The 19,402-nt window shown below is 62.0% G+C and carries 18 protein-coding genes; 11 read left to right on the top strand and 7 right to left on the bottom strand.

The window, feature by feature from the left end:
• Positions 1–55: 55 nt before the first annotated feature.
• Together mgtE and ACFFNA_RS05935 are read right to left on the bottom strand one after the other, a co-directional pair.
• Complete coding sequence (mgtE, locus tag ACFFNA_RS05940; RefSeq protein ID WP_378916474.1) at positions 56–1,420, bottom strand: magnesium transporter; 1,365 nt, start codon at positions 1,418–1,420, stop codon at positions 56–58.
• Between the two features lie 272 nt (positions 1,421–1,692).
• Positions 1,693–3,585 carry an ABC transporter ATP-binding protein/permease gene (locus ACFFNA_RS05935; RefSeq protein WP_378916471.1) on the bottom strand — a complete coding sequence of 631 codons (1,893 nt, stop codon included), beginning with the start codon at positions 3,583–3,585 and terminating at the stop codon, positions 1,693–1,695.
• 575 nt (positions 3,586–4,160) lie between these two features.
• Here ACFFNA_RS05935 and ACFFNA_RS05930 point away from each other — a divergent pair.
• On the top strand, positions 4,161–4,589 hold the full coding sequence (locus ACFFNA_RS05930) for a hypothetical protein (RefSeq protein WP_378916469.1): 429 nt from the start codon (positions 4,161–4,163) through the stop codon (positions 4,587–4,589).
• Between the two features lie 38 nt (positions 4,590–4,627).
• Here the strand turns inward: ACFFNA_RS05930 and ACFFNA_RS05925 are convergent, their stop codons facing one another.
• The gene (locus ACFFNA_RS05925; protein WP_378916467.1) at positions 4,628–5,311 is read right to left on the bottom strand and encodes a DsbA family oxidoreductase; all 684 of its coding nucleotides are present in this window, start codon (positions 5,309–5,311) and stop codon (positions 4,628–4,630) included.
• 17 nt (positions 5,312–5,328) lie between these two features.
• Entirely contained in the window at positions 5,329–7,149 is a 1,821-nt protein-coding gene (locus tag ACFFNA_RS05920) for an extracellular solute-binding protein (protein ID WP_378916465.1), read from the bottom strand.
• Positions 7,150–7,381: 232 nt separating this feature from the next.
• On the opposite strand from ACFFNA_RS05920, the gene ACFFNA_RS05915 reads away from it, so the two are divergent.
• Complete coding sequence (locus ACFFNA_RS05915; RefSeq protein WP_378916462.1) at positions 7,382–8,011, top strand: invasion associated locus B family protein; 630 nt, start codon at positions 7,382–7,384, stop codon at positions 8,009–8,011.
• 70 nt (positions 8,012–8,081) lie between these two features.
• Here the strand turns inward: ACFFNA_RS05915 and hspQ are convergent, their stop codons facing one another.
• Together hspQ and ACFFNA_RS05905 are read right to left on the bottom strand one after the other, a co-directional pair.
• Positions 8,082–8,405 (bottom strand): heat shock protein HspQ, encoded by a 324-nt coding sequence (hspQ, locus tag ACFFNA_RS05910; protein WP_027027770.1) that lies wholly within the window; start codon positions 8,403–8,405, stop codon positions 8,082–8,084.
• Between the two features lie 163 nt (positions 8,406–8,568).
• On the bottom strand, positions 8,569–9,777 hold the full coding sequence (locus tag ACFFNA_RS05905; protein ID WP_378916460.1) for a UbiH/UbiF family hydroxylase: 1,209 nt from the start codon (positions 9,775–9,777) through the stop codon (positions 8,569–8,571).
• 70 nt (positions 9,778–9,847) lie between these two features.
• On the opposite strand from ACFFNA_RS05905, the gene ACFFNA_RS05900 reads away from it, so the two are divergent.
• The 8 genes from ACFFNA_RS05900 to ACFFNA_RS05865 all read left to right on the top strand — a co-directional run bounded on the left by ACFFNA_RS05900 (position 9,848) and on the right by ACFFNA_RS05865 (position 18,164).
• Positions 9,848–10,786, top strand: a complete 939-nt coding sequence (locus tag ACFFNA_RS05900; protein ID WP_378916458.1) for a DUF2182 domain-containing protein — start codon at positions 9,848–9,850, stop codon at positions 10,784–10,786.
• Positions 10,787–10,800: 14 nt separating this feature from the next.
• Positions 10,801–11,415, top strand: coding sequence for a DUF1326 domain-containing protein (locus ACFFNA_RS05895; protein WP_111548184.1), 615 nt, complete (start codon positions 10,801–10,803; stop codon positions 11,413–11,415).
• Positions 11,412–12,233: a phosphatidylcholine synthase gene (pcsA, locus tag ACFFNA_RS05890; protein ID WP_111548249.1), complete on the top strand. Its 822-nt coding sequence runs from the start codon at positions 11,412–11,414 to the stop codon at positions 12,231–12,233. Before ACFFNA_RS05895 ends, pcsA begins: the two co-directional genes overlap by 4 nt.
• A gap of 23 nt (positions 12,234–12,256) precedes the next feature.
• Positions 12,257–13,234, top strand: a complete 978-nt coding sequence (locus tag ACFFNA_RS05885; protein ID WP_378916454.1) for a quinone oxidoreductase family protein — start codon at positions 12,257–12,259, stop codon at positions 13,232–13,234.
• Between the two features lie 187 nt (positions 13,235–13,421).
• A complete protein-coding gene (locus ACFFNA_RS05880) occupies positions 13,422–14,999 on the top strand; it encodes an ABC transporter ATP-binding protein (RefSeq protein ID WP_167458770.1) in 1,578 nt (525 codons plus the stop codon).
• A complete protein-coding gene (locus tag ACFFNA_RS05875) occupies positions 14,996–16,126 on the top strand; it encodes an ABC transporter permease (protein WP_378916451.1) in 1,131 nt (376 codons plus the stop codon). The genes ACFFNA_RS05880 and ACFFNA_RS05875 overlap by 4 nt, the downstream gene beginning before the upstream one ends.
• The gene (locus ACFFNA_RS05870) at positions 16,126–17,046 is read left to right on the top strand and encodes an ABC transporter permease (protein ID WP_111548181.1); all 921 of its coding nucleotides are present in this window, start codon (positions 16,126–16,128) and stop codon (positions 17,044–17,046) included. The genes ACFFNA_RS05875 and ACFFNA_RS05870 overlap by 1 nt, the downstream gene beginning before the upstream one ends.
• 50 nt (positions 17,047–17,096) lie before the next feature.
• The gene (locus ACFFNA_RS05865; RefSeq protein WP_111548180.1) at positions 17,097–18,164 is read left to right on the top strand and encodes a BMP family ABC transporter substrate-binding protein; all 1,068 of its coding nucleotides are present in this window, start codon (positions 17,097–17,099) and stop codon (positions 18,162–18,164) included.
• 46 nt (positions 18,165–18,210) lie between these two features.
• On the opposite strand, the gene ACFFNA_RS05860 is transcribed toward ACFFNA_RS05865, so the two are convergent.
• Entirely contained in the window at positions 18,211–19,098 is an 888-nt protein-coding gene (locus tag ACFFNA_RS05860; RefSeq protein WP_378916447.1) for an acyltransferase family protein, read from the bottom strand.
• On the opposite strand from ACFFNA_RS05860, the gene ACFFNA_RS05855 reads away from it, so the two are divergent.
• Complete coding sequence (locus ACFFNA_RS05855) at positions 19,059–19,397, top strand: hypothetical protein (protein ID WP_378917348.1); 339 nt, start codon at positions 19,059–19,061, stop codon at positions 19,395–19,397. The genes ACFFNA_RS05860 and ACFFNA_RS05855 overlap by 40 nt on opposite strands.
• Positions 19,398–19,402: the final 5 nt, after the last annotated feature.

The following is a 19,402-nucleotide window of genomic DNA, read 5'->3' as shown; positions in this document are numbered from 1 at the left end:
CAGATCTCCGCCGCGGCAAGGTCCTCCTTGCCACGGCGGAGATAAGAGGAACTGCTCAGAGGAGCGTGCCGCGCAGGATCACCAGCGCCACCTCGAAATAGATCACCAGCCCGGTGACATCGACCAGCGTGGCGACGAACGGGGCCGACGCGCTGGCTGGATCGAAGCCGATGCGTTTCAGGGCGAACGGCAGCATTGACCCCGACAGCGAGCCGAAGGTGACGATGCCGACCAGTGCCGCGCCGACCGTCGTGGCGATCAGCGGCCAGTGCGGCCCATAGTCGTAGAAGCCCATATATTGCCAGAGCGCGATGCGGCAGATGCCGACCACGCCGAGCATGGCGCCGAGCACGAGACCGGTGGGCAGCTCGCGCAGCGCCACCCGCCACCAGTCGCCAAGCCCGATCTCGCGCAGCGCCAGCGCCCGGATGACCAGCGAGGTCGCCTGCGAGCCGGAATTGCCACCCGAGCTCATGATCAGCGGGATGAACAGCGTCAGCACGATCGCCTTTTCCAGCTCGCCCTCATAGCTCTGCATGGCGTTGGCCGTCAGCATCTCGCTGATGAACAGCGCGCACAGCCAGCCGCCGCGCTTCTTGATCATCGCAAGGAAGCTCATCTTCATGTACGGCTCGTCCAGCGCCTCCATGCCGCCGAAACGGTGCACGTCCTCGGTCGTCTCCTCGATCATCGTATCGATAATGTCGTCGATGGTGACGATGCCGAGGATCTTGCCGTGGTCGACGACCGGGACGGCGAGCAGATCGTATTTCGAGATCGTCTGCGCCAGGGTTTCGCGATCGGTCAGTGGGGTGACCGTCACCGGCGCACGATCCGGCGCCACCGTCATGATCGAGTCCTCCGGCTCACCGGTGATCAACCGGCGCAGGCCGGTCGACCGCACCAGGAGGTGCGTTTCCGGATCGACGATATAGATCGCGTAGACGGTTTCGCGCGTCCGCTCGACTTTGCGGATGTAGTCGAGCGTGCGGCCTACGGTCCAGTCCGAGGGCACGCTGACGAACTCCGTCGTCATGATCGACGCGGCACTGCCTTCGGGATAGCCGAGAATGGCAAGCAGCGTGGCGCGCAGCGGTGGCGCAAGCCCGCCGAGCAGCTCGGAACGGGCCGGTTCCTCCAGCTCGCGCAGGATGTCGGCGGCGCGGTCGACCGACATGGCGGTGAGCAGCTTGCCCGCCTTGGCGCGCGGCAGCGCCTCCATGAGTTCGGGCGCGCCGTCGAGTTCAGGCTGGTCGAAGATCTCGACCAACCTCTCGAACGTCACTTCACACAGCAGTTCCGTCGCGGTTGCTCGCGGCTCCCCGTTCAGGGCCTCGACAATGTCGGCAACGTGATCGTTGGCTAGGATACGGGCGATCGCGACGGCTTCGTCGCTCGCCACCGGGGCAAATTCGTTCATGGTTCACTCCTTGCCGTCCGGCAGGACATGAACCATGTGAGGTCACGTCTAGGCGGACGGCGGTTGCGTTCGACTGTGACTGTCGCCAGGCATGGCGCGGTGACCTTTCCGCTTGCGGGTTCGCGTTTGACTATCTGCAAGCGGGCGCAACATAGGAGCGCGCCTTGCCGAGTCAATCGCAGTGAGGATGGAAAACGGTGCCGAACGGCACCAATCGCGAGACTGTGATCACCGGCCGCCGCATGACACGGCCGGCCGAGATCAAAGCGTCGTTACTTCTGCTTCAGCCGGCGCGAGAAGCGCAGCCATTTGTCCTCGACCGGCCTTGGCTGGGCGAGAATGGTGGTGAGTTCGACAGGCAGGGTCGGAACCAGCGGCTTCTTGGTGGCGACGCCGTCGGCGATCGCCACGATGCTGTGATAGAATTCGCTGCCGGTCATCGATCTCGGCGCCACCGCCTCGTGCATGACGCTGATCACCGTGACATCGGGGCAGTTGTCCTTGATGGCCTGATGGAAAGCAATCTTGCCCTCCGGGTCGAGCGCGCCGGTCGCCTCGTCGAGGAACAGCAGCCCTGGCTGCTGCAGCACGATGCGTGCCACCACCAGCTTCTGTTTCTGGCCGCCCGACAGAACCTGGTCCCAGCTTTTGCCGTCACGGCTTCCTTCGGCCAAATGCGAGATGAAGTCGCCAAGGCCGGCCTTGTACAGCGCCGCCGCGACCTGCGCGTCGCTGTGGTCGTGTTCGGAGCCCGGCAGGCAGACCAGCTGCTTCAGCGATACCGGCTGCAGCTTGACCTCCTGGGCGGCATAGAAACTCTTCACCCCCTCGGGGAAGACGATGGTGCCATGGCCATAGGGCCACAGGCCGTTGATCGCCTTGATCAGCGAAGTCTTGCCGCAACCGGATTCGCCTTTCAGAAACGTCCATTCGCCGCGCCGGAAGCGCAAATTGGCGGCACTGAGGAACGGCGAGGCGTCTTCGCCCTGATGCGCCAGTTCGAGCTTCTGGATGGTCAGGCCGAAAACCGGGTTCTGTGCGGCATAGTGGAAGTCGGAGCGACCTGTCTGGCTGTAGAACTCCTGCGGATGCTGCACATTCTCGATCGCATTGGCGAGCTCTGTGACACGCTGGCTGTTGGCACGCAGCGTGGCGATGGCCGGCATGACGTGGATGAACCACGAACATTGGCCAATCAGCGAATTGACCAGCTCGGAGCCGGTTATGTAGCCCTTGAGATCGAGACCGTTGTGGATGAACGGCACCAGGCCGGGTCCGTAGGCGACAATGCGGGCGCCGATGAAATTGTAGATCAGCTCGAACGACATGTAGACGGTGTTGACGATGTTCAGCCGCGTCCATGTGCCGTCGATGTCGACATACAGCCGGCCATGCATGGTCCTCTGCACGCCTTCGCCCTGAGACGCCGCGACATGGAAGCTACGGCGCAGGAACGTCGTCAGCTCGCCGCGATAGCTGCCTTCGGCCTGCTGCATCCTGACGTTGAGGCGCTCGAGCAGGCCGCCGAGCTTGACCGCGATCCATGTGTTCAGCGGCACATAGGTGGCGACTGCCAGGAAGGCGAGGATGGCACTGCCATAGCTGCCGAGGAACTCCAGCCCCTTCACCTCGACGGAGTTTTCGAGCAGCTTCTGGCCGACGAAATAGAGCGAGGTGGCGACGCCCAGCACGCCCATGGCCAGCCCGATGGCGCCGCCGGTCATGTCCTTGATGGATTCCTGGACGCGCTGGTCGATGTTGTCGGGGGCCGGCGTGCCGCTGCCGGTCGATGCATGCTGGGCATGGAAATGCGTATGATTGGTGTCCAGCAATGCTTCGTTGAAGCGGCTGTCCAGCCAGCCACGCCATTTGCGGTGCAATGTCGCCGAGACAAGATTGCGGATGCCGGTAAAGCCGGCGTCCTTGAGCAAGACCAGCAGAACGAGGATGCCGGCATTGACCAGCAACGTGCGAAGCGGCGTGGTGTTGGCGGCGTCGTGGAAGAACGCGATCGAGTTGACCAGCTCGCCGGAGGCTTCGGCGAACCAGACACCGGCCTTGCTGGACAGCGCCGTGAGCAGCGCGATCACCAGCGTCAGCGTCCAAGCTTCCTTCCACCGGTCCGAGACCCAGTAGGCCCGCATCAGTCCCCAGAAGCTGCGCATCGACGATACCGGCGTCAGAAGCGATGGCCTTGCGCCATCACGAGGTGTTTTTTCCGGTACTGACTCTTGCGATGGTCTACCGACCCGAATCACGATCCCGCCTAAACCTTTTTTGTTTTGTTACGGATGGTAACACCAATTGATCATTTTCTATTAATTTTTAAAGCTGGCCAAAGGGATTACCCTGGCGGCCGTTGCCATGAGGCAACAGGTTGCGGCGCTGAAACGCCGTCAAACCGATCGGAAAAAGCGGAATATCGCTATTGATTTCAAATTGTTGATGGAGGCGGGCGGTCGAGGGCGAGGTTTCCCTTAGGGAAGGTTTTCACACGGGTTTGTGAACTCGAAAATCGAATGGACCGGTCTTTTTTCTCACTGCGGACTGACCGGGATCTCCGAAAATGTGCCGTTCGTGACCTCGCCAGGCTTGCCGTCTAACCTTGCCGGAGGCTGAAAAGTGACTGGAAATGGTCGTTGCGGCGGCATCGTTTGACAATTCCCTCGTTCGGGATTGAACCTTGCCGGGCACTGTCGGCACCCATGCATGTCCGGTTCTCCAACAAGGAAGCTCTCCAATGCTTGTACGCGCGGCCGCTGTCCTGTCCCTCTTCGCCTGGCTGCCCCTGGCGCATGCCGCCGAGCAGAGCATTCCGGCGGGCGCTGAGGGCCAGATCGAGTTCAACACGCCGTCCGGCAATATTGGCTGCATCTACACCCCGAAGGGCGGCACCAGCACCTATGAGCCGCAGGACGGCGGCCCGGAACTCAGCTGCTCCCGCGTCGAACCGAGCTATGTCACCATCATCCTGGGTCCCAAAGGGCCGGCCACTTTGATCAAGAACCCCGGCGAGCAGCCTTGCTGCAGCGATGTCACCAGGCTCGCTTACGGCAAAAGCTGGAGCGCTGGTCCGTTCTCGTGCGAATCGTCGACCAAGGGCCTGACCTGCACGGCCACAAACGGCCATGGATTTTTTATCAGCAAGGCCAAGGTGGCGGTGAAATGACAACCTGTTCTTGCCACTGAATGGGAGCGTGGCCGGTCTCAGCCGACCTTTTCCAGTTCGCCGCGCGCCTTGGCAGCCGCCACCTGACGGATGGCATCGGCCAGGGTGTCGGCGTCCTGTGCGCCCATGACCGCGTATTTGCCCTCGAGCAGGAAGCACGGCACGCCTGATATACCCATGCGCGACGCGGTGGCGATCTCGGTGCGAACCGCCTCGACGTCGGCCTCGGTCGGCAAAAGCGTGGCAACCACGGATGCGTCCATGCCGGCCCCGCGCGCGGCTTCGATCAGCACGGTATGGTCGCCGATGTCAGCGCCTTCCTCGAAATTGAGCTGGAACAGACGGCGCACCAGCCGGTTCTGCGCGGCTTCGCCGGCGGCACCGGCCCAGCGGATCAGGCGGTGCGCGTCGAGCGTGTTCGGCGCCACCTTGATGGCGTCGAACGCGAAGGAAATGCCTTCGGCTTCGCCCAGCGGCTCGATGCGGGCATGAATTTCGCGAATACGCTCGTCGCTACCGAACTTGGCCAGCATATACTCGTGGCGATCCTTGCCTTGCGGCGGAATGGTCGGATCGAGCTGGAACGGCCGCCAGCGGACATGCACCTCGGTGCCGTCGCCAACAGCGGCGATCGCCTTGTCGAGCCGCTTCTGGCCGATGAAGCACCATGGACAGACGACGTCGGACACCACATCGACGGTGATGGCGTTCAGTTCGCTCATCTCGATCTCCTGAATCCTCAGTTCGGCTTGCGCCACCAGCTTGGCAGTTGATACCCAAATATGGGCGTCTTTTGCGGATGGTCCAGATAGTTCCAATAGGCAATCCATTGCTGCGTGTTGTACTGCGTCGGCACCATGTAATTGCCGGAGATCAGCAGCCGGTCGAGAACGCGGACCGCGGCGACGTAATCTTCCTTCGACCGGGCTCGCAGCATCGCGTCAATCGCAGCGTCCACCGCCGGATCGGCGACCCCGGCCAGGTTGAACGAGCCTTCGGCCTTGGCCGCCTCGGATCCCCAGCGTCCGAGCTGTTCGATGCCCGGCGACAACGAGTTGTTGAAGCCGCTTGATCCAATCAGAGCCTCGAAGTCAAAGCGCTGCTTGCGCGACTGGATCTGGTCGCCGTCGAGGCTGCGAATCGTCACATCGATCCCGATCTTCTCCAGTGTGCGCTGGTAGATGCCGGCAAGGCGCTCCTCGTCCTGCGAAGCGACCAGAATCTCGAAGCCGAAGGGTTTGCCGTCGGGATCGAGCATTGTCCCGTCCTGCACGTGGTAACCGACGCTTTTCAGCAGCTCGAAGGCCGCCTTCAGCACCTTGCGATCCTGACCTGATCCGTCGGTGACCGGTGGCCGGTACGTGCCATCCATGACATCGGCCGGCACGCGGCCGGGGTAGGGCGCCAGAAGTGCCTTTTCCCTGTCGTCGGCCGGATGACCGAGCGCGGAAAGCTCGGAATTCTGCCAGTAACTCATCGCGCGCGCATATTTGCCGCCGAACAGGTTCTTGTTGGCCCATTCAAAGTCGTAGAGCATGCCGAGTGCACGCCGCACGACCGGGTTGGCGAACTTCTGCAGCCGCATGTTGAACAGGAAACCGGTCACCACGGGCGGAATGCCGGTGTCGAAGGTTTCGGCAACCACATCGCCCTTGTGGAAGGCTGGAAAATCGAGATCGCGCTCGCGCTTGACCGGATCGCTGTCGTCGTCGATGGCGCAAAGGCCCTTCTTGAACGCTTCGAGCTTGGCGTTGGCATTGAGGAAATACTCGATGGTGATCTGGTCGTAATTGTCGAAACCGCGCTTGGCCGGGACGTCCTTGCCCCAGTAATCGGGGTTGCGCTTGAAGACGATGCGTTGGCCAGGCTGTACCTGCGCAACGGTGTAGGGGCCACTGCCGATCAACGGCTTCAGCGTCGTCTTGTCGAACGTCTCCTTGTCGAAGGCATGTTTCGGCAGGATCGGCGTCAGCGCGATGATCAAAGGCGTCTCACGATTGGCCTTGTCGTTCAAGGTGAAGCGGACGCTGTGGTCGCCGGTCTTTTCGAGCTTGGCGATCAGGCTCATCCGGGCGCTGTAGGGTGGACGGCCCTTGTCGGTATAGACATCGTAGGTGAACAGCACATCCTCCGGCGTCACCGGCTGGCCGTCGGACCATTTGGCTTTCGGGTTGAGATGGAATTCGATGCTCTTGCGCTCGGGATCCATGTCGGCGGTGTCCGCAAGCAAGCCGTACAGACTGAAGGGCTCATCGTAGTTGCGCTGCATCAGCGGCTCAAAGACGAGATTGCCGTAGTTTTGGTCCATCATGCCGCGCGCCGTCGTGCGCAGGCTCTTGAGGATGAAGGGGTTGAGATTGTCGAAACTGCCGACGACGCAATAGGTGATCGAGCCACCCTTCGGCGCATCCGGATTGACGTAGTTGAAATGCGTGTAGTCGGGTGGCAGGGCCGGTTCGCCCTGCATGGCGATGGCGTGCTTCGGCTCCGACGCGGCCGGCTGATGCGAAAGGGCGAGAAACGATATCGCGGTGATCAGCCAAACAAGAACGCGGCCCATGACCGTCTCCTTACTGGGTCGGCTTGATGATTCGGTGCGCACCCTAGCATGAGGCAGCTGCGTGCCGGCCAATGGCGTCATCAAGAATTACAAGTGGCGGGCTGGATTCGACATCGCTTGCAGTGTAACACGCCCCCCGAAGTCATTCTGTTGCCTCATTTTGGCAACAGGTAGCTGGACCACACGGCGCGAAGAAGCCGGTCCTGGGATCATTTGAGAGGAAGTGCACGACATGACGAGCCTGAACAGCAACGCGTACCGCCTGTCGGTCATGGCCGCTGGCGTGGTCGGCTTTCTGGGCGCAGGGCTTCCCGCTGCTTCCGCACAGCAGCAACAGCAGATTCCGCAAGGCTGGTTCAAGGCTTGCACCAAGCAGGAAGACGTCGACATCTGCAACGTCCAGAACATCACCACCGCCGGCAACGGCCAGCTGATCACCGGCGTCAGCCTGATCGAGCTGAAGGGCAAGGTGAACCGCAAGGTGTTCCAGGTGACGGTCCCGACCGGTCGTCTGGTGCCTCCCGGCATCGGCCTGCAGATCGACACCGGCAAGGCGCAGAAGCTCGACTATGTGATCTGCTTCCCCGATCGTTGCGTGGCGGAAGTGCCGCTGACGGACCAGCTTGTCGCCGCGTTCAAGAAGGGCCAGGCAATCACGTTGACCTCGGTCAATTTCCAGAATCAGCCGAATCCGATCAAGGTCGCCCTGCAGGGCTTCAGCGGCGCCTATGACGGCCCGCCGCTGAAGCAGTCCGACATCGAGGACCGGCAGAAGAAGCTCCAGGACTTCGTCGCCAAGAACAACCAGGATTTCGCCAAGAAGCTCAAGGACGAGCAGGATAAGGCGAAGACCGCCAACTGATCGGCCGATTTTTGCCGGCCTAAAAAAGCGGGGTCATGCCCCGCTTTTTTTGCACCTGTCGTTTGGCCGGTCAGTGCCTGGACTGCCGTTTCGGCTCGTAACGACCGTCCGGCTTCTTGTCGAACATCTCCTTGATCTGCGGATGCCGGACCGGCTCGCCCGACTGATCCTCGAGCAGATTCTGCTCGGAGACATAGGCGATGTATTCGGTTTCCGAATTCTCGGCGAGCAGATGATAGAAGGGTTGATCCTTGCGCGGGCGCACGTCGGCGGGGATGGCTTCGTACCATTCGTCGGTGTTGGCGAATTGCGGATCGACGTCGAAAATGATGCCCCTGAAGGGAAACAGCCGGTGGCGAACCACCTGTCCGATCGCGAATTTGGCTGTTTTCATCATACTCACCACTGAATTCCCTAGACTTATTTGGCGCAGACCGGGCGTCAATTCAATCCCGAAGCGTTTTGAGCGCGCCTTGAAGCTACGCAGGGCGCGGCGCAAAGGTTGATGTCGACGATCGCCGATGAGGCAGACTGCCGGGATGTCCAGAGAATGGCTATCAGCGCGCCGGCCTTCGCAGGCCGCCGGCCAGCGCCGCGAAGCCGCTGCCGGGACGAAGCCCCTCGCGCATGAAAAAGGCGCGAAGCGGCGCGAAGCCGCCGAGCACGCCGAGCCCGGCAACACGGGCCATCTGTGCCGGCAGCAGGTCGGAAAGCAGCGACATGTTGAGCAGATTGACCGCACTGCTGCGCGCCAGAATATCGGGGCGGCGTTTGAAATCGTAGGCTGCAAGGGCCTTGGCAGCGCCGGGGTCAGTACGATTTTCACCTGCAATACCAACGAGATCGTCGATATCCCTGATACCGAGATTGAGGCCTTGCGCGCCGATCGGCGGAAACACGTGGGCGGCTTCGCCGACAAGCGCCACGCGCTCCCGTGCGAAACGCAGCGGCGTCACCGCCGAAAGCGGATAGATCTGCCGGCCCGGCTCGACCGTCACCCGGCCCAGCATCGACTGCATCTGCTGTTCGACCCGCAGCGAAAGCGTTGCATCGTCCAATGCGGCGAGTTCCGTTGCGGTCTCGGGCTTCACCACCCATACAAGGCTCGAGCGATTGCCGGGCAGCGGAACCTGCGTGAACGGACCGGTCTCGGTGTGGAATTCGGTCGAGGTGAACGCATGATCGCCGCTGTGACGGAAATTGAGGACAAAAGCTGCCTGCGGGTAAGGGCGAGCCGAGGTCGAGATGCCGGCGGCCTGGCGCGCCGGCGACAGCCGTCCGTCGGCGGCGACCGCCAGGGAAGCATCCACCGTGCTGCCATCGGCCAGGACGGCACGGGCATATTCGGCATCGAGATGCCAGTTCGCCACCATCGACCGTCGCCATTCGATGCCGGTATGCGTGGCAACTGTGCCGGCGAGTGCGGGATTGAGGACGCTGTTGGGCAGGTTCAGCCCGAACTGGTCCTCGCCAATCTCGCTGGCACGGAAGGTGACGACGGGGCTACGGATCAGCCGGCTGGTCGCGTCGACGATGCGCATCACTTTCAGAGGCGCCGCCTTGGGCTTGATGTCTTCGAGCACGCCCAGCCGCGCAAGCACCTGCAAGGCGGGGTTCATCAGGGCTGTCGTGCGGCCATCAGGGGCAGAAGCTTCGGGCCCGACAAGCGTCACCGGGAAACCGGCATCGGCGAAAGCGAGTGCCGCGATCAGCCCTGCCGGCCCCGTGCCAGCAACCAGTATCCGCGCAGTTTCCTGATGCTCCAAGATCGGCTTCCGGCTTGCAATGCGAGGCGGTCCACCCGACCTGCCAGTCGATGAGCATATAGGTCAATTCATGCCGCTTGATCAACGCGGCGATTCGGCCCATTCGGATGTCATGACCGGCCAGCAAGACGATTTCAACCATCTCGATCGCGCCGGCCGCGCCATGGCGAACATCGCGCGCAGTCCCCGTTTGACGGTAAACGTCGCTGTCGGCGCTTGTATCCTGCTTGCCTGGCTGTTCCTTGCCGCGATGGCAATCCGCGGCGCCCAGGGGCGGATTGCGGGCGTCGGCGGCCCTGGCGACGCTCTCCTGCGCAACCTGCCGCGACTGCCGTTACCGGATTTCCTGGAGCGGTTCTTTGCGCTCTGCCTCTCGCCCGCGCCGCTGGACGGAAGTGCCGGCGTGCAGGCAGGCGCACTCGTCTTGATGTGGTTCCTGATGGCGATCGCGACCATGCTGCCTTCGGCCGCCCCGATGATCCGCACCTATTGCGAGATCGCCGACACGGCTCGAATCAAGGGCGAGCCGGTGGTTCATCCGCTGGTGCTGGTTGCCGGTTACCTCAGTGTCTGGCTCGCTGCCTCCGCGATGTTCGCAACGCTGACCCTTGCCAGTCACGCGTTCGCCTCGCCCAGTGAGATGCTCGGCCCGGTCGTCGGCATTGCCGGCGCGCTCGCTCTGCTGATTGCGGGCCTCTACCAGTTCAGCGGCCTGAAGGAGGCCTGTCTGAAGAAATGCAAGAACCCGTTCTCGATCCTGTTCGCGAACTGGAGCGCGAGGCCCATCCGCGTCTTCCGGCTTGGCGTCGCGCAAGGCCTGTGGTGCCTCGGCTGCTGCTGGGCGTTGATGCTGGTGATGTTCGACGTCGGGGTGATGAACGTCTTCTGGATGGCGTTGATCGGGCTGTTCACCCTGATCGAAAAACAAACGGCGAGCAGGGTTCCAACCCGGCTGGCCGGTGCGATACTGCTTGTCTGGGCAGCAGCGCTGCTAGTAGTCTCGCTATGAGTGGGGGGAAATCGATGGCAGATCAGAGCTGGGCGATGAAAGGAGAGCTCGTACTCTCCTGCAATTGCACGGTCTTTTGCCCTTGCGTGCTGTCGCTCGGCAATCATCCACCGACCGAAGGCTATTGCCAGACCTGGGCGGGGTTTCGCATCGATGCCGGCCATTTCGGCGACGTCGACCTGTCGGGGCTCAATCTCGGACTGATCATGGAAATCCCCGGCTATATGAGCCGCGGCAACTGGACCGCCGGCCTGTTCATCGACAAGCGCGCCTCGGTCTACGCGGTCAAGGCGTTGACGAAGATTTTCACCGGCAAGGCGGGCGGGACCACATCGTTGCTCTCCATCCTTGTCGGCAAATTCCTCGGTGTCGAACAAGTGCCGATCACCTATGAGACGCGTGACAGGACACGCATCTTCCAGATACCGAAGATCATCGACGGGGCGGTGACACCGATCCCCGGCAAGGACCGCGACAAGGATACGGTGATCAGCAATTCGGAATATTGGATTGCGCCTGAGATCATCGTTGCCAGGTCCGACAAGAGCAAGATGCGGGCTTTCGGCCGCAACTGGAATTTCGCTGGCCGTTCGGCCGAAATCTGCAAGCTGGATTGGCGGGGCCCGTGAGCAAGAACACAACGGCCAGGAAGATCACGGCCAAGAAGTTGACTGATCGTATTCCGCGACCGAAGAAGAAAGTCACCTGGCCGCAGGCGAGGGCGTTCTCCGTCCATTTGCTGACCGCCTCGGGCTCGTTTCTGGCCTTCCTGTCGCTGGTGGCGGCGAGCGAAGAGCGCTGGACCGCGATGTTCTGGTGGCTGGGGCTGGCATTGTTCGTCGACGGCATCGACGGGCCGATCGCCAGAAAGCTCGAGGTCAAGGAGATCCTGCCGACCTGGTCGGGCGAAGTGCTCGACAACATCATCGACTACGTGACCTACGTCCTGATCCCGGCCTTCGCGCTTTACCAGCGCGGCTTCATGGGCGAGGGACTGTCATTCCTGTCGGCGGCGATCATCGTCGTCTCAAGCGCCATCTACTATGCCGACACCGGCATGAAGACGAAGGAGAATTTCTTCAAGGGATTCCCTGTGGTCTGGAACATGGTGGTGTTCACGCTGTTCGTCATCGAGCCGGGACAATGGGTTTCGTTCGCGGTGGTGGTGGTGGCCGGCATTCTGACTTTCGTGCCGATCAACTTCATCCATCCGGTGCGGGTGGTGCGGCTGCGGCGCATCAATCTCGCGATGACACTTTTGTGGTGCGCTTTTGGCGCACTGGCGCTGGCGCAGGCGGCACTGGCTGCCTTCTACGATCAGATCGGCGTGCTGGGCGAGCAGGTCAGCACCTTCACCAAGATCGGCATCACCATTACCGGGCTCTACCTTGCCTGCATCGGTGGCGTCATGCAGTTCTTTCCAAATCTCGGTGCCAAAAAAGCCTGACTAGCCCCAAGGAAGCCCAGCCCATGTCCAAAGCGATCCGCATCCACGCCAATGGTGGCCCGGAAGTCCTGACCTATGAGGACGCCGATCCCGGCCGGCCGGGATCAGGGCAGATCCTGATCCGGCATACTGCGATCGGCCTCAATTTCATCGATGTCTATCACCGCACGGGCCTTTATCCGCCGCCGGGCGGATTTCCGCTGATTCCGGGCAGCGAGGCTGCCGGCGTCGTGCTGGAGGTCGGCCAAAGCGTCGACTGGCTGAAGCCGGGCGACCGGATCGCCTATTCGACGAATGTCGGCGCCTATGCCGAACAACGCGTGATTGCCGCCGACCGGGTGGTGAAGATTCCGGACGGCATAAGCGACGAACAGGCGGCCGCAATGATGCTGAAAGGCATGACCGCTGAATACCTGCTGCGCCGGACTTTCAAAGTGAAGGCAGGCGACACGATCCTGTTTCACGCCGCGGCCGGCGGCGTCGGGCTTATCCTCGGGCAATGGGCGAAACATCTCGGCGCGACCGTCATCGGCACCGCCAGCTCAACCGACAAGATCGAGCTCGCCAAGGCGCATGGCTTCGACCATGTCATCAACTACAAGGAACAGGATTTCGTCGCCGGCGTCGCCGCTATCACCGGCGACCGCAAATGCGACGTCGTCTACGATTCGGTCGGCAACGACACGTTTCCGGCTTCGCTCGACTGCCTGAGGCCGCTCGGCATGTTCGTCAGCTTCGGCCAGTCCTCGGGACCGATCCCGCCGTTCAGCATGTCGTTGCTGGCCCAGAAGGGCTCACTGTTCGCCACAAGGCCGACCTTGTTCGTCTACAACGCAAAACGCGAGGATCTCGATGCTTCAGCCGCCGCCTTGTTCGAGGTCGTGCTCAGTGGTGCCGTCAAGGTCAAGATCAACCAGCGCTATGCGCTCAAGGACGTCGGCAAGGCGCATTCCGACCTTGAAGGCCGCAGGACGACAGGGACCACCATTCTCATCCCTTAGGGTGTGTAGCTATTCAGGTGATGCCGGCCTGCCCTGAATATCAACACACCCTGGTCCCTTCTGCCTTGCTATCCCTTGAATTTCCGCTGAAATTCTTGAAGCTCTTTCAAGACGCGTGCCGCTTTCCGATGAGAGCAGGCCGCGCCTACCATGCTTGCGGGAACACAGAACATATCTGGCTAACCAGATGGGAGGCACTGTGAGTGCAAATCAGGATGCCACGAACCTGCTCGAGGTCCGTGGCCTTACCAAGATATTCGGCACGCTGACGGCGTGCGATCATATCGATCTCGACATCGCCAGGGGTGAAATCCACGCTTTGCTCGGCGAAAACGGCGCCGGCAAGTCGACGCTGGTCAAGATGCTGTTCGGCTCGCTTGAGCCCAATTCCGGCGAGATTTTCTGGAACGGCCAGGCCGTCAGGATTTCCAGCCCGGGCGTGGCGAAAAAGCTCGGCATCGGCATGGTGTTCCAGCATTTTTCGCTGTTCGAGGCGCTGACCGCGGCCGAGAACATCGCGCTGTCGCTGGATGACGGTTCGCCGATCAGCAGCATCGCGGCGAAGGCGAGAGCGCTTTCCTACAGCTACGGCCTGCCGCTCGATCCAGAATCTCTGGTCGGCGACCTGTCGGTCGGCGAGCGCCAGCGCATCGAAATCATCCGCTGCCTTCTGCAAACGCCACAGCTCATCATTTTGGACGAGCCGACCTCGGTGCTGACGCCGCAGGAAGCCGACAAGCTGTTCCAGACGCTGGAGCGTCTGCGCTCGGAAGGCAAATCCATCCTCTACATTTCGCACCGGCTTGAAGAGGTCAAACGCATCTGCGACCGCGCCACCGTGTTGCGACATGGCAAGGTGGTCGGCCACTGCAATCCGCGGGAGGAAACAGCCTCGTCGCTGGCCCGCATGATGGTCGGCAACGAAGTGCAGGCCGTGGTGCGTGCGCCGGTCGATGGGATCGAAACCGCGCAGCCGCTGCTCGAAATCCGCAACCTCAGCCGCAAGCCGGCAACGCCGTTCTCGATACCGCTCAAGGGCATCAGCCTGAACGTCCGCGCCGGCGAGGTGATCGGCATCGCGGGCGTCGCCGGCAACGGCCAGGGCGAATTCTTCGAATCCGTCTCCGGCGAGGTGTTGCAGCAGGATGCCGCCTCCGTGCGCATTCGCGGCAAGGATGCGGGCGGCCTCACCATCACCGGACGCCGCTTGTTGGGGGCTGCCTTCGTGCCGGAAGAGCGCCTCGGCCATGGTGCCGCGCCGCGCATGAAGCTTTCCGAAAACCTGCTGCTGTCGCGCCATGCCACCGACGGCAAGGCCTTTGTCGGCACCGGTGGAATGGTCAAGAGCGGCGCCATCTACGCCGCTGCCCAACGCATCATCGAGGCGATGGATGTGCGCAAGAGCGCGCCGGATCCGGAGGCCGCGGCACTTTCGGGCGGCAATCTGCAGAAATTCATCGTCGGACGTGAACTCGACCGCCGGCCTAGCGTCATGGTGGTCAACCAGCCGACCTGGGGTGTCGACGCGGGTGCTGCCGCCCACATCCGGCAGGCCCTGATCGAACTGTCGCGCAGCGGATCGGCGGTGCTGGTGATCAGCCAGGATCTCGACGAGCTGTTCGAGATATCGGATGCGATCGCGGTCATGCACAATGGCGAGTTGTCCAAGCCGTTGCCGATCGCCGAGGCGACCTTCGAGAAGGTTGGCTTGCTGATGGGCGGCGCCGAACCAGGCCACGCCGAACATACGCTGGAGACGGCATGATGCGCCTCGAACTCGTCAAACGCCCGCAGCGCTCCGTGCTGTTTTCGGCCCTGTCGCCGTTCATCGCCTTCGCGCTGACGATCATCGCCGGCGCCATCATGTTCGCGCTGCTCGGAGTCAACCCTTTGACCGCGTTCCGGATCTACTTCATCGAGCCGGTCAGCCAGGTCTGGCAGTTGCATGAACTGGCGATCAAGGCGGCGCCGCTCATCCTGATCGCTGTCGGCCTGTCGGTTTGCTACAAGGCCAACATCTGGAACATCGGCGCCGAAGGCCAGTTCATCCTGGGCGGCATCGCCGGCTCGATCATCCCGGTGCTGTTTCCGCAGTTCGAAGGCCCGCTGGTGCTGCCGCTGATGCTGTTGCTCGGCATGGTCGGCGGCGCTGCCTATGCGGCGATCCCGGCTCTGCTCAAGACGCGCTTCGGCACCAACGAGATCCTGACCAGCCTGATGCTGGTCTATGTCGCCCAGCTCTTCCTCGACTGGCTGGTGCGCGGACCGTGGCGCGATCCGCAGGGCCATGGTTTCCCGCAGACCATTCAGTTCAACGACTCGGCCGTCCTGCCGGAACTGATGCCGGATGCCGGACGGGCAAACTGGGGATTTGTCTTTGCGCTGATCGCTGCCGTGCTGATCTGGATCCTGATGAGCCGCATGCTGAAGGGTTTTGAGGTGCGCGTGCTGGGCTCAAGCCCACGGGCAGGGCGCTTCGCCGGCTTCGGCCTCAACCGCATGGTGTTCTTCGCCTTCCTGCTGTCGGGTGCCTTGGCCGGCCTTGCCGGAATCTCGGAAGTTTCGGGCGCTATCGGCCAGCTGCAGCCCGTCATTTCGCCAGGCTACGGCTTCACCGCCATCATCGTGGCGTTCCTTGGCCGCCTCAACCCACTCGGCATCGTTGCCGCCGGCCTGGTGCTGGCGCTGACCTATCTCGGCGGTGAAGCAGTGCAAAGCGCGCTCGGCATCTCCGACAAGGTGGCGCGGGTGTTCCAGGGCATGCTGCTGTTCTTCGTGCTCGGCTGCGACACGCTCATTCACTACCGCATTCGTCTGATCGGCCTGGCGCTGACCAAACCGGAAAGTGCTGCGAAACTCGAAGCCGCGCCAAAGTTGAAGGAAGCCCGTTGATGGACATCACCGTAAACATCCTTCTGACCATCGCTACCGCTGCGACTCCCCTGCTGATCGCGGCGATCGGCGAACTGGTGGTCGAGCGCTCCGGCGTGCTCAATCTCGGAGTCGAAGGCATGATGATCATGGGCGCCGTCGGCGGCTTCGGCGCCACCTATCTAACGGGATCACCCTGGATCGGCCTTCTGGCGGCGATCGCCATGGGCGCGGTGTTCTCGCTGCTGTTTGCCGTGATGACGCTGTCGCTGGCCACCAACCAGGTGGCGACCGGCCTGTCGCTGACGCTGCTCGGCCTCGGCCTCTCCGGCATGATGGGGACGAGCTTTGTCGGCCAGCCCGGCGAGCGGCTGCCCAACCTCGATATTCCCGGCCTGACCTCGATCCCCGTCATTGGCAGATTGCTGTTCGGGCAGGACCCGATCTTCTACATTTCGATCGCGCTGACGGCCGCCGTCATGTGGTTCCTGTTCAAGACCCGCACAGGGCTGACGCTGCGTTCGATCGGCGACAGCCATACGTCAGCCCATGCACTGGGCATCCACGTCATCCGCTATCGTTATCTCGCGGTGATCTTCGGCGGCGCCTGTGCCGGTCTCGCCGGCGGCCATCTGTCGCTGGTCTACACGCCGCAATGGGTCGAGAACATGACGGCCGGCCGCGGCTGGATCGCGCTGGCACTGGTGGTGTTCGCGTCGTGGCGGCCATGGCGGGTGCTGGCCGGCGCCTACATCTTCGGCGCGGTGTGGATCGGCCAGCTTCATGCACAGGCTTTTGGCATTCCAGTTCCGTCACAGTTTCTTTCTTCGCTACCCTATCTGGCAACCGTCGTGGTTCTCGTTCTAATCTCGCGCAACAAGCGTCTGACGATGATGAACACGCCGGCTTCCTTGGGGCAGCCATTCGTTCCGGATCGTTGACAATAAAAACAGACGGGAAGCTCCAAGGCTTAACACAGAGAGGTAACACAATGAAAAAACTGCTTATTGCCCTGATGACCACGACAGCGGCATTTTCGCTGGCAGCGTCCGCAGAGGCAGCCGACAAATTGAAAGCTTGCTGGGTCTACACCGGCCCGATCGGTGATTTCGGCTATTCCTACCAGCACGACCAGGGCCGTCTCGAGGTGGAGAAGGCGCTCGGCGACAAGGTCGAAACCGCCTATCTCGAAAACGTCTCCGAGGGCCCCGATGCCGACCGTGCTTTCGAGCGTCTGGCACGCGAGGGCTGCAAGATCATCTTCGGCACTTCCTTCGGCTTCATGGACCCGGAAGTGAAGGTCGCCAAGAAATTCCCCAAAGTGATGTTCGAGCACGCAACCGGCTACAAGACCGGTGACAATCTCGGCATCTACAATGCGCGTTTCTATGAAGGCCGCTATGTGCTCGGCCAGATCGCCGCCAAGGAATCGAAGGCTGGCGTCGCCGGCTACATCGTTTCCTTCCCGATCCCCGAAGTGGTGATGGGCATCAATTCCTTCATGCTCGGCGCACAGTCGATCAACCCGAACTTCAAGGCCAAGATCGTCTGGGTGAACTCGTGGTTCGATCCGGGCAAGGAAGCCGACGCCGCCAAGGCGCTGTTCGACCAGGGCGCCGACATCGTCGTCCAGCACACCGATTCGACCGCTGCCCTGCAGGTGGCCGAAGAGCGCAAGCTGCACGGCTTCGGCCAGTCCTCCGACATGATCAAGTTCGCGCCGAACGCAGCGCTGACCTCGCTCACCGACGAATGGGGTCCCTATTACATCAGCCGGGTCCAGGCAGCCCTCGACGGCACCTGGAAGCCGGACAATGTCTGGCTTGGCATCAAGGACGGCGCGGTCAAGCTCGCGCCTTTCACCAACATGCCCGACGACGTGAAGGCGATGGCGGAAGCCACCGCAAAGAAGATTGCCGGCGGCTGGAATCCCTTCACCGGACCGATCGCCAAGCAGGACGGCACGCCGTGGCTGAAGGATGGCGAGGTCGCCGATGACGGCACGCTGCTCGGCATGAATTTCTATGTGAAGGGCGTCGACGACAAGCTGCCGCAGTAAAGCGGCGCGAGAGACCAAGAGGAAAGGGCGCCGCGTGGCGCCCTTTTCATTCGGCAGGTTGCGTCCCGGCTTGGGTGCGACGAAATCTCGCCAACCCGACATCGACCGCGCGGCCGAGCCAAATCCTGAGCAGCCGCTGCGCCGGTCGTTCGCAGGTGCGCCAGATCGCCCACGAGACAATGAGCATGAGTGGGATGCAGCCAACGGCGGCAAACCATTTGCCGACCAGCGGTACCGCGGCGTTGATGGCGAGATAACCGATGTTCTGGTGCAGGAGATAGAGCGGATAGGTCAGCCCGCCGAGCGCCAGAGTGAGGGCCGATGACCGGACACGATGGCGCAGGACCGCGCCGATCAGCGCGCCATGCATGACGACATTGGCGACGACGAGATTGGCCGACGAAACGGCAATGCCATAGTGGTCCTGCATCCAGTGCTGCGTCACGGATAGTGTGCCGCATGAGATCAGGAACGATGCTGCAAGCAGCAGCAAGGCAGGCAGGGAACGTCCATGTGCGTGGAGGTGGTGGACCAGCACGCCTGCGGCGAAGAACGGCCCGAACTCGGTGATGAACAGCAGCCTTGCCGCGCCGCTGCCGAGGAAGAATTCGTTCAAGGCCGAGATCGCCAGCCAGATGAAGATCAATTCCAGCTTGCGTCTCTGGAAGAGCCCGGTGAACAGGGCCAGCGTCACCCAACCGTAGAAAACCAGTTCAAGAACGATCGACCAGTAGACGCCATCCACGAAGGGCTGGCCGAAGGCTGGCGCGAACATCGACAGATTGGCGGCATACTGGACGAAAGAGGCCGGAAGCAGCGGTGTATCGGCAAAGACGACAATCGCTAAGGTGATCGTCATGCAGAGCAGGAAGCCCGGATAGAGGCGAACGAAACGTGCGATCGCAAACTGGTCCCAGCGACGGTTTTCCGCCACCAGGCAATGACGAAACCGCTGATCAGAAAGAACAGATTGACGCCGAGGTAGCCATGAATGGCGAACGGTGCGGCAAGTGGATACCCCTCGCCGAGGAAGCCTTCGGCGGCGGCGCCGCGAAAGAAATAGTGAAAGACCACGACAGCCAGCGCCGCCGCCAGCCTGAGCAGGTCCAGCGTCGCAATGTATCCTGCCTGGCAGGTCTGACGTCCATCCGAATTTCCGCATTTATGGTCTGGAAACCATACTGCGGATCGCGGCTGAACGAGTTAGGAGGGCTGAACTATCGCCAGATGTAGTAAAT

This window comes from Mesorhizobium kowhaii (assembly GCF_042431665.1).
GTDB lineage: Bacteria > Pseudomonadota > Alphaproteobacteria > Rhizobiales > Rhizobiaceae > Mesorhizobium > Mesorhizobium kowhaii.
The sequence above is the reverse complement of the archived record's forward strand: the minus strand, read 5'-3'. Positions and strand labels throughout refer to the sequence as shown.

Coding starts and splice junctions, on each gene's coding strand:
- mgtE (WP_378916474.1), bottom strand. CDS start 1,420: ATGAACGAATTTGCCCCGGTGGCGAGCGACGAAGCCGTCGCGATCGCC.
- ACFFNA_RS05935 (WP_378916471.1), bottom strand. CDS start 3,585: ATGCGCAGCTTCTGGGGACTGATGCGGGCCTACTGGGTCTCGGACCGG.
- ACFFNA_RS05930 (WP_378916469.1), top strand. CDS start 4,161: ATGCTTGTACGCGCGGCCGCTGTCCTGTCCCTCTTCGCCTGGCTGCCC.
- ACFFNA_RS05925 (WP_378916467.1), bottom strand. CDS start 5,311: ATGAGCGAACTGAACGCCATCACCGTCGATGTGGTGTCCGACGTCGTC.
- ACFFNA_RS05920 (WP_378916465.1), bottom strand. CDS start 7,149: ATGGGCCGCGTTCTTGTTTGGCTGATCACCGCGATATCGTTTCTCGCC.
- ACFFNA_RS05915 (WP_378916462.1), top strand. CDS start 7,382: ATGACGAGCCTGAACAGCAACGCGTACCGCCTGTCGGTCATGGCCGCT.
- hspQ (WP_027027770.1), bottom strand. CDS start 8,405: ATGAAAACAGCCAAATTCGCGATCGGACAGGTGGTTCGCCACCGGCTG.
- ACFFNA_RS05900 (WP_378916458.1), top strand. CDS start 9,848: ATGCCGCTTGATCAACGCGGCGATTCGGCCCATTCGGATGTCATGACC.
- ACFFNA_RS05895 (WP_111548184.1), top strand. CDS start 10,801: ATGGCAGATCAGAGCTGGGCGATGAAAGGAGAGCTCGTACTCTCCTGC.
- ACFFNA_RS05885 (WP_378916454.1), top strand. CDS start 12,257: ATGTCCAAAGCGATCCGCATCCACGCCAATGGTGGCCCGGAAGTCCTG.
- ACFFNA_RS05880 (WP_167458770.1), top strand. CDS start 13,422: ATGGGAGGCACTGTGAGTGCAAATCAGGATGCCACGAACCTGCTCGAG.
- ACFFNA_RS05875 (WP_378916451.1), top strand. CDS start 14,996: ATGATGCGCCTCGAACTCGTCAAACGCCCGCAGCGCTCCGTGCTGTTT.
- ACFFNA_RS05870 (WP_111548181.1), top strand. CDS start 16,126: ATGGACATCACCGTAAACATCCTTCTGACCATCGCTACCGCTGCGACT.
- ACFFNA_RS05865 (WP_111548180.1), top strand. CDS start 17,097: ATGAAAAAACTGCTTATTGCCCTGATGACCACGACAGCGGCATTTTCG.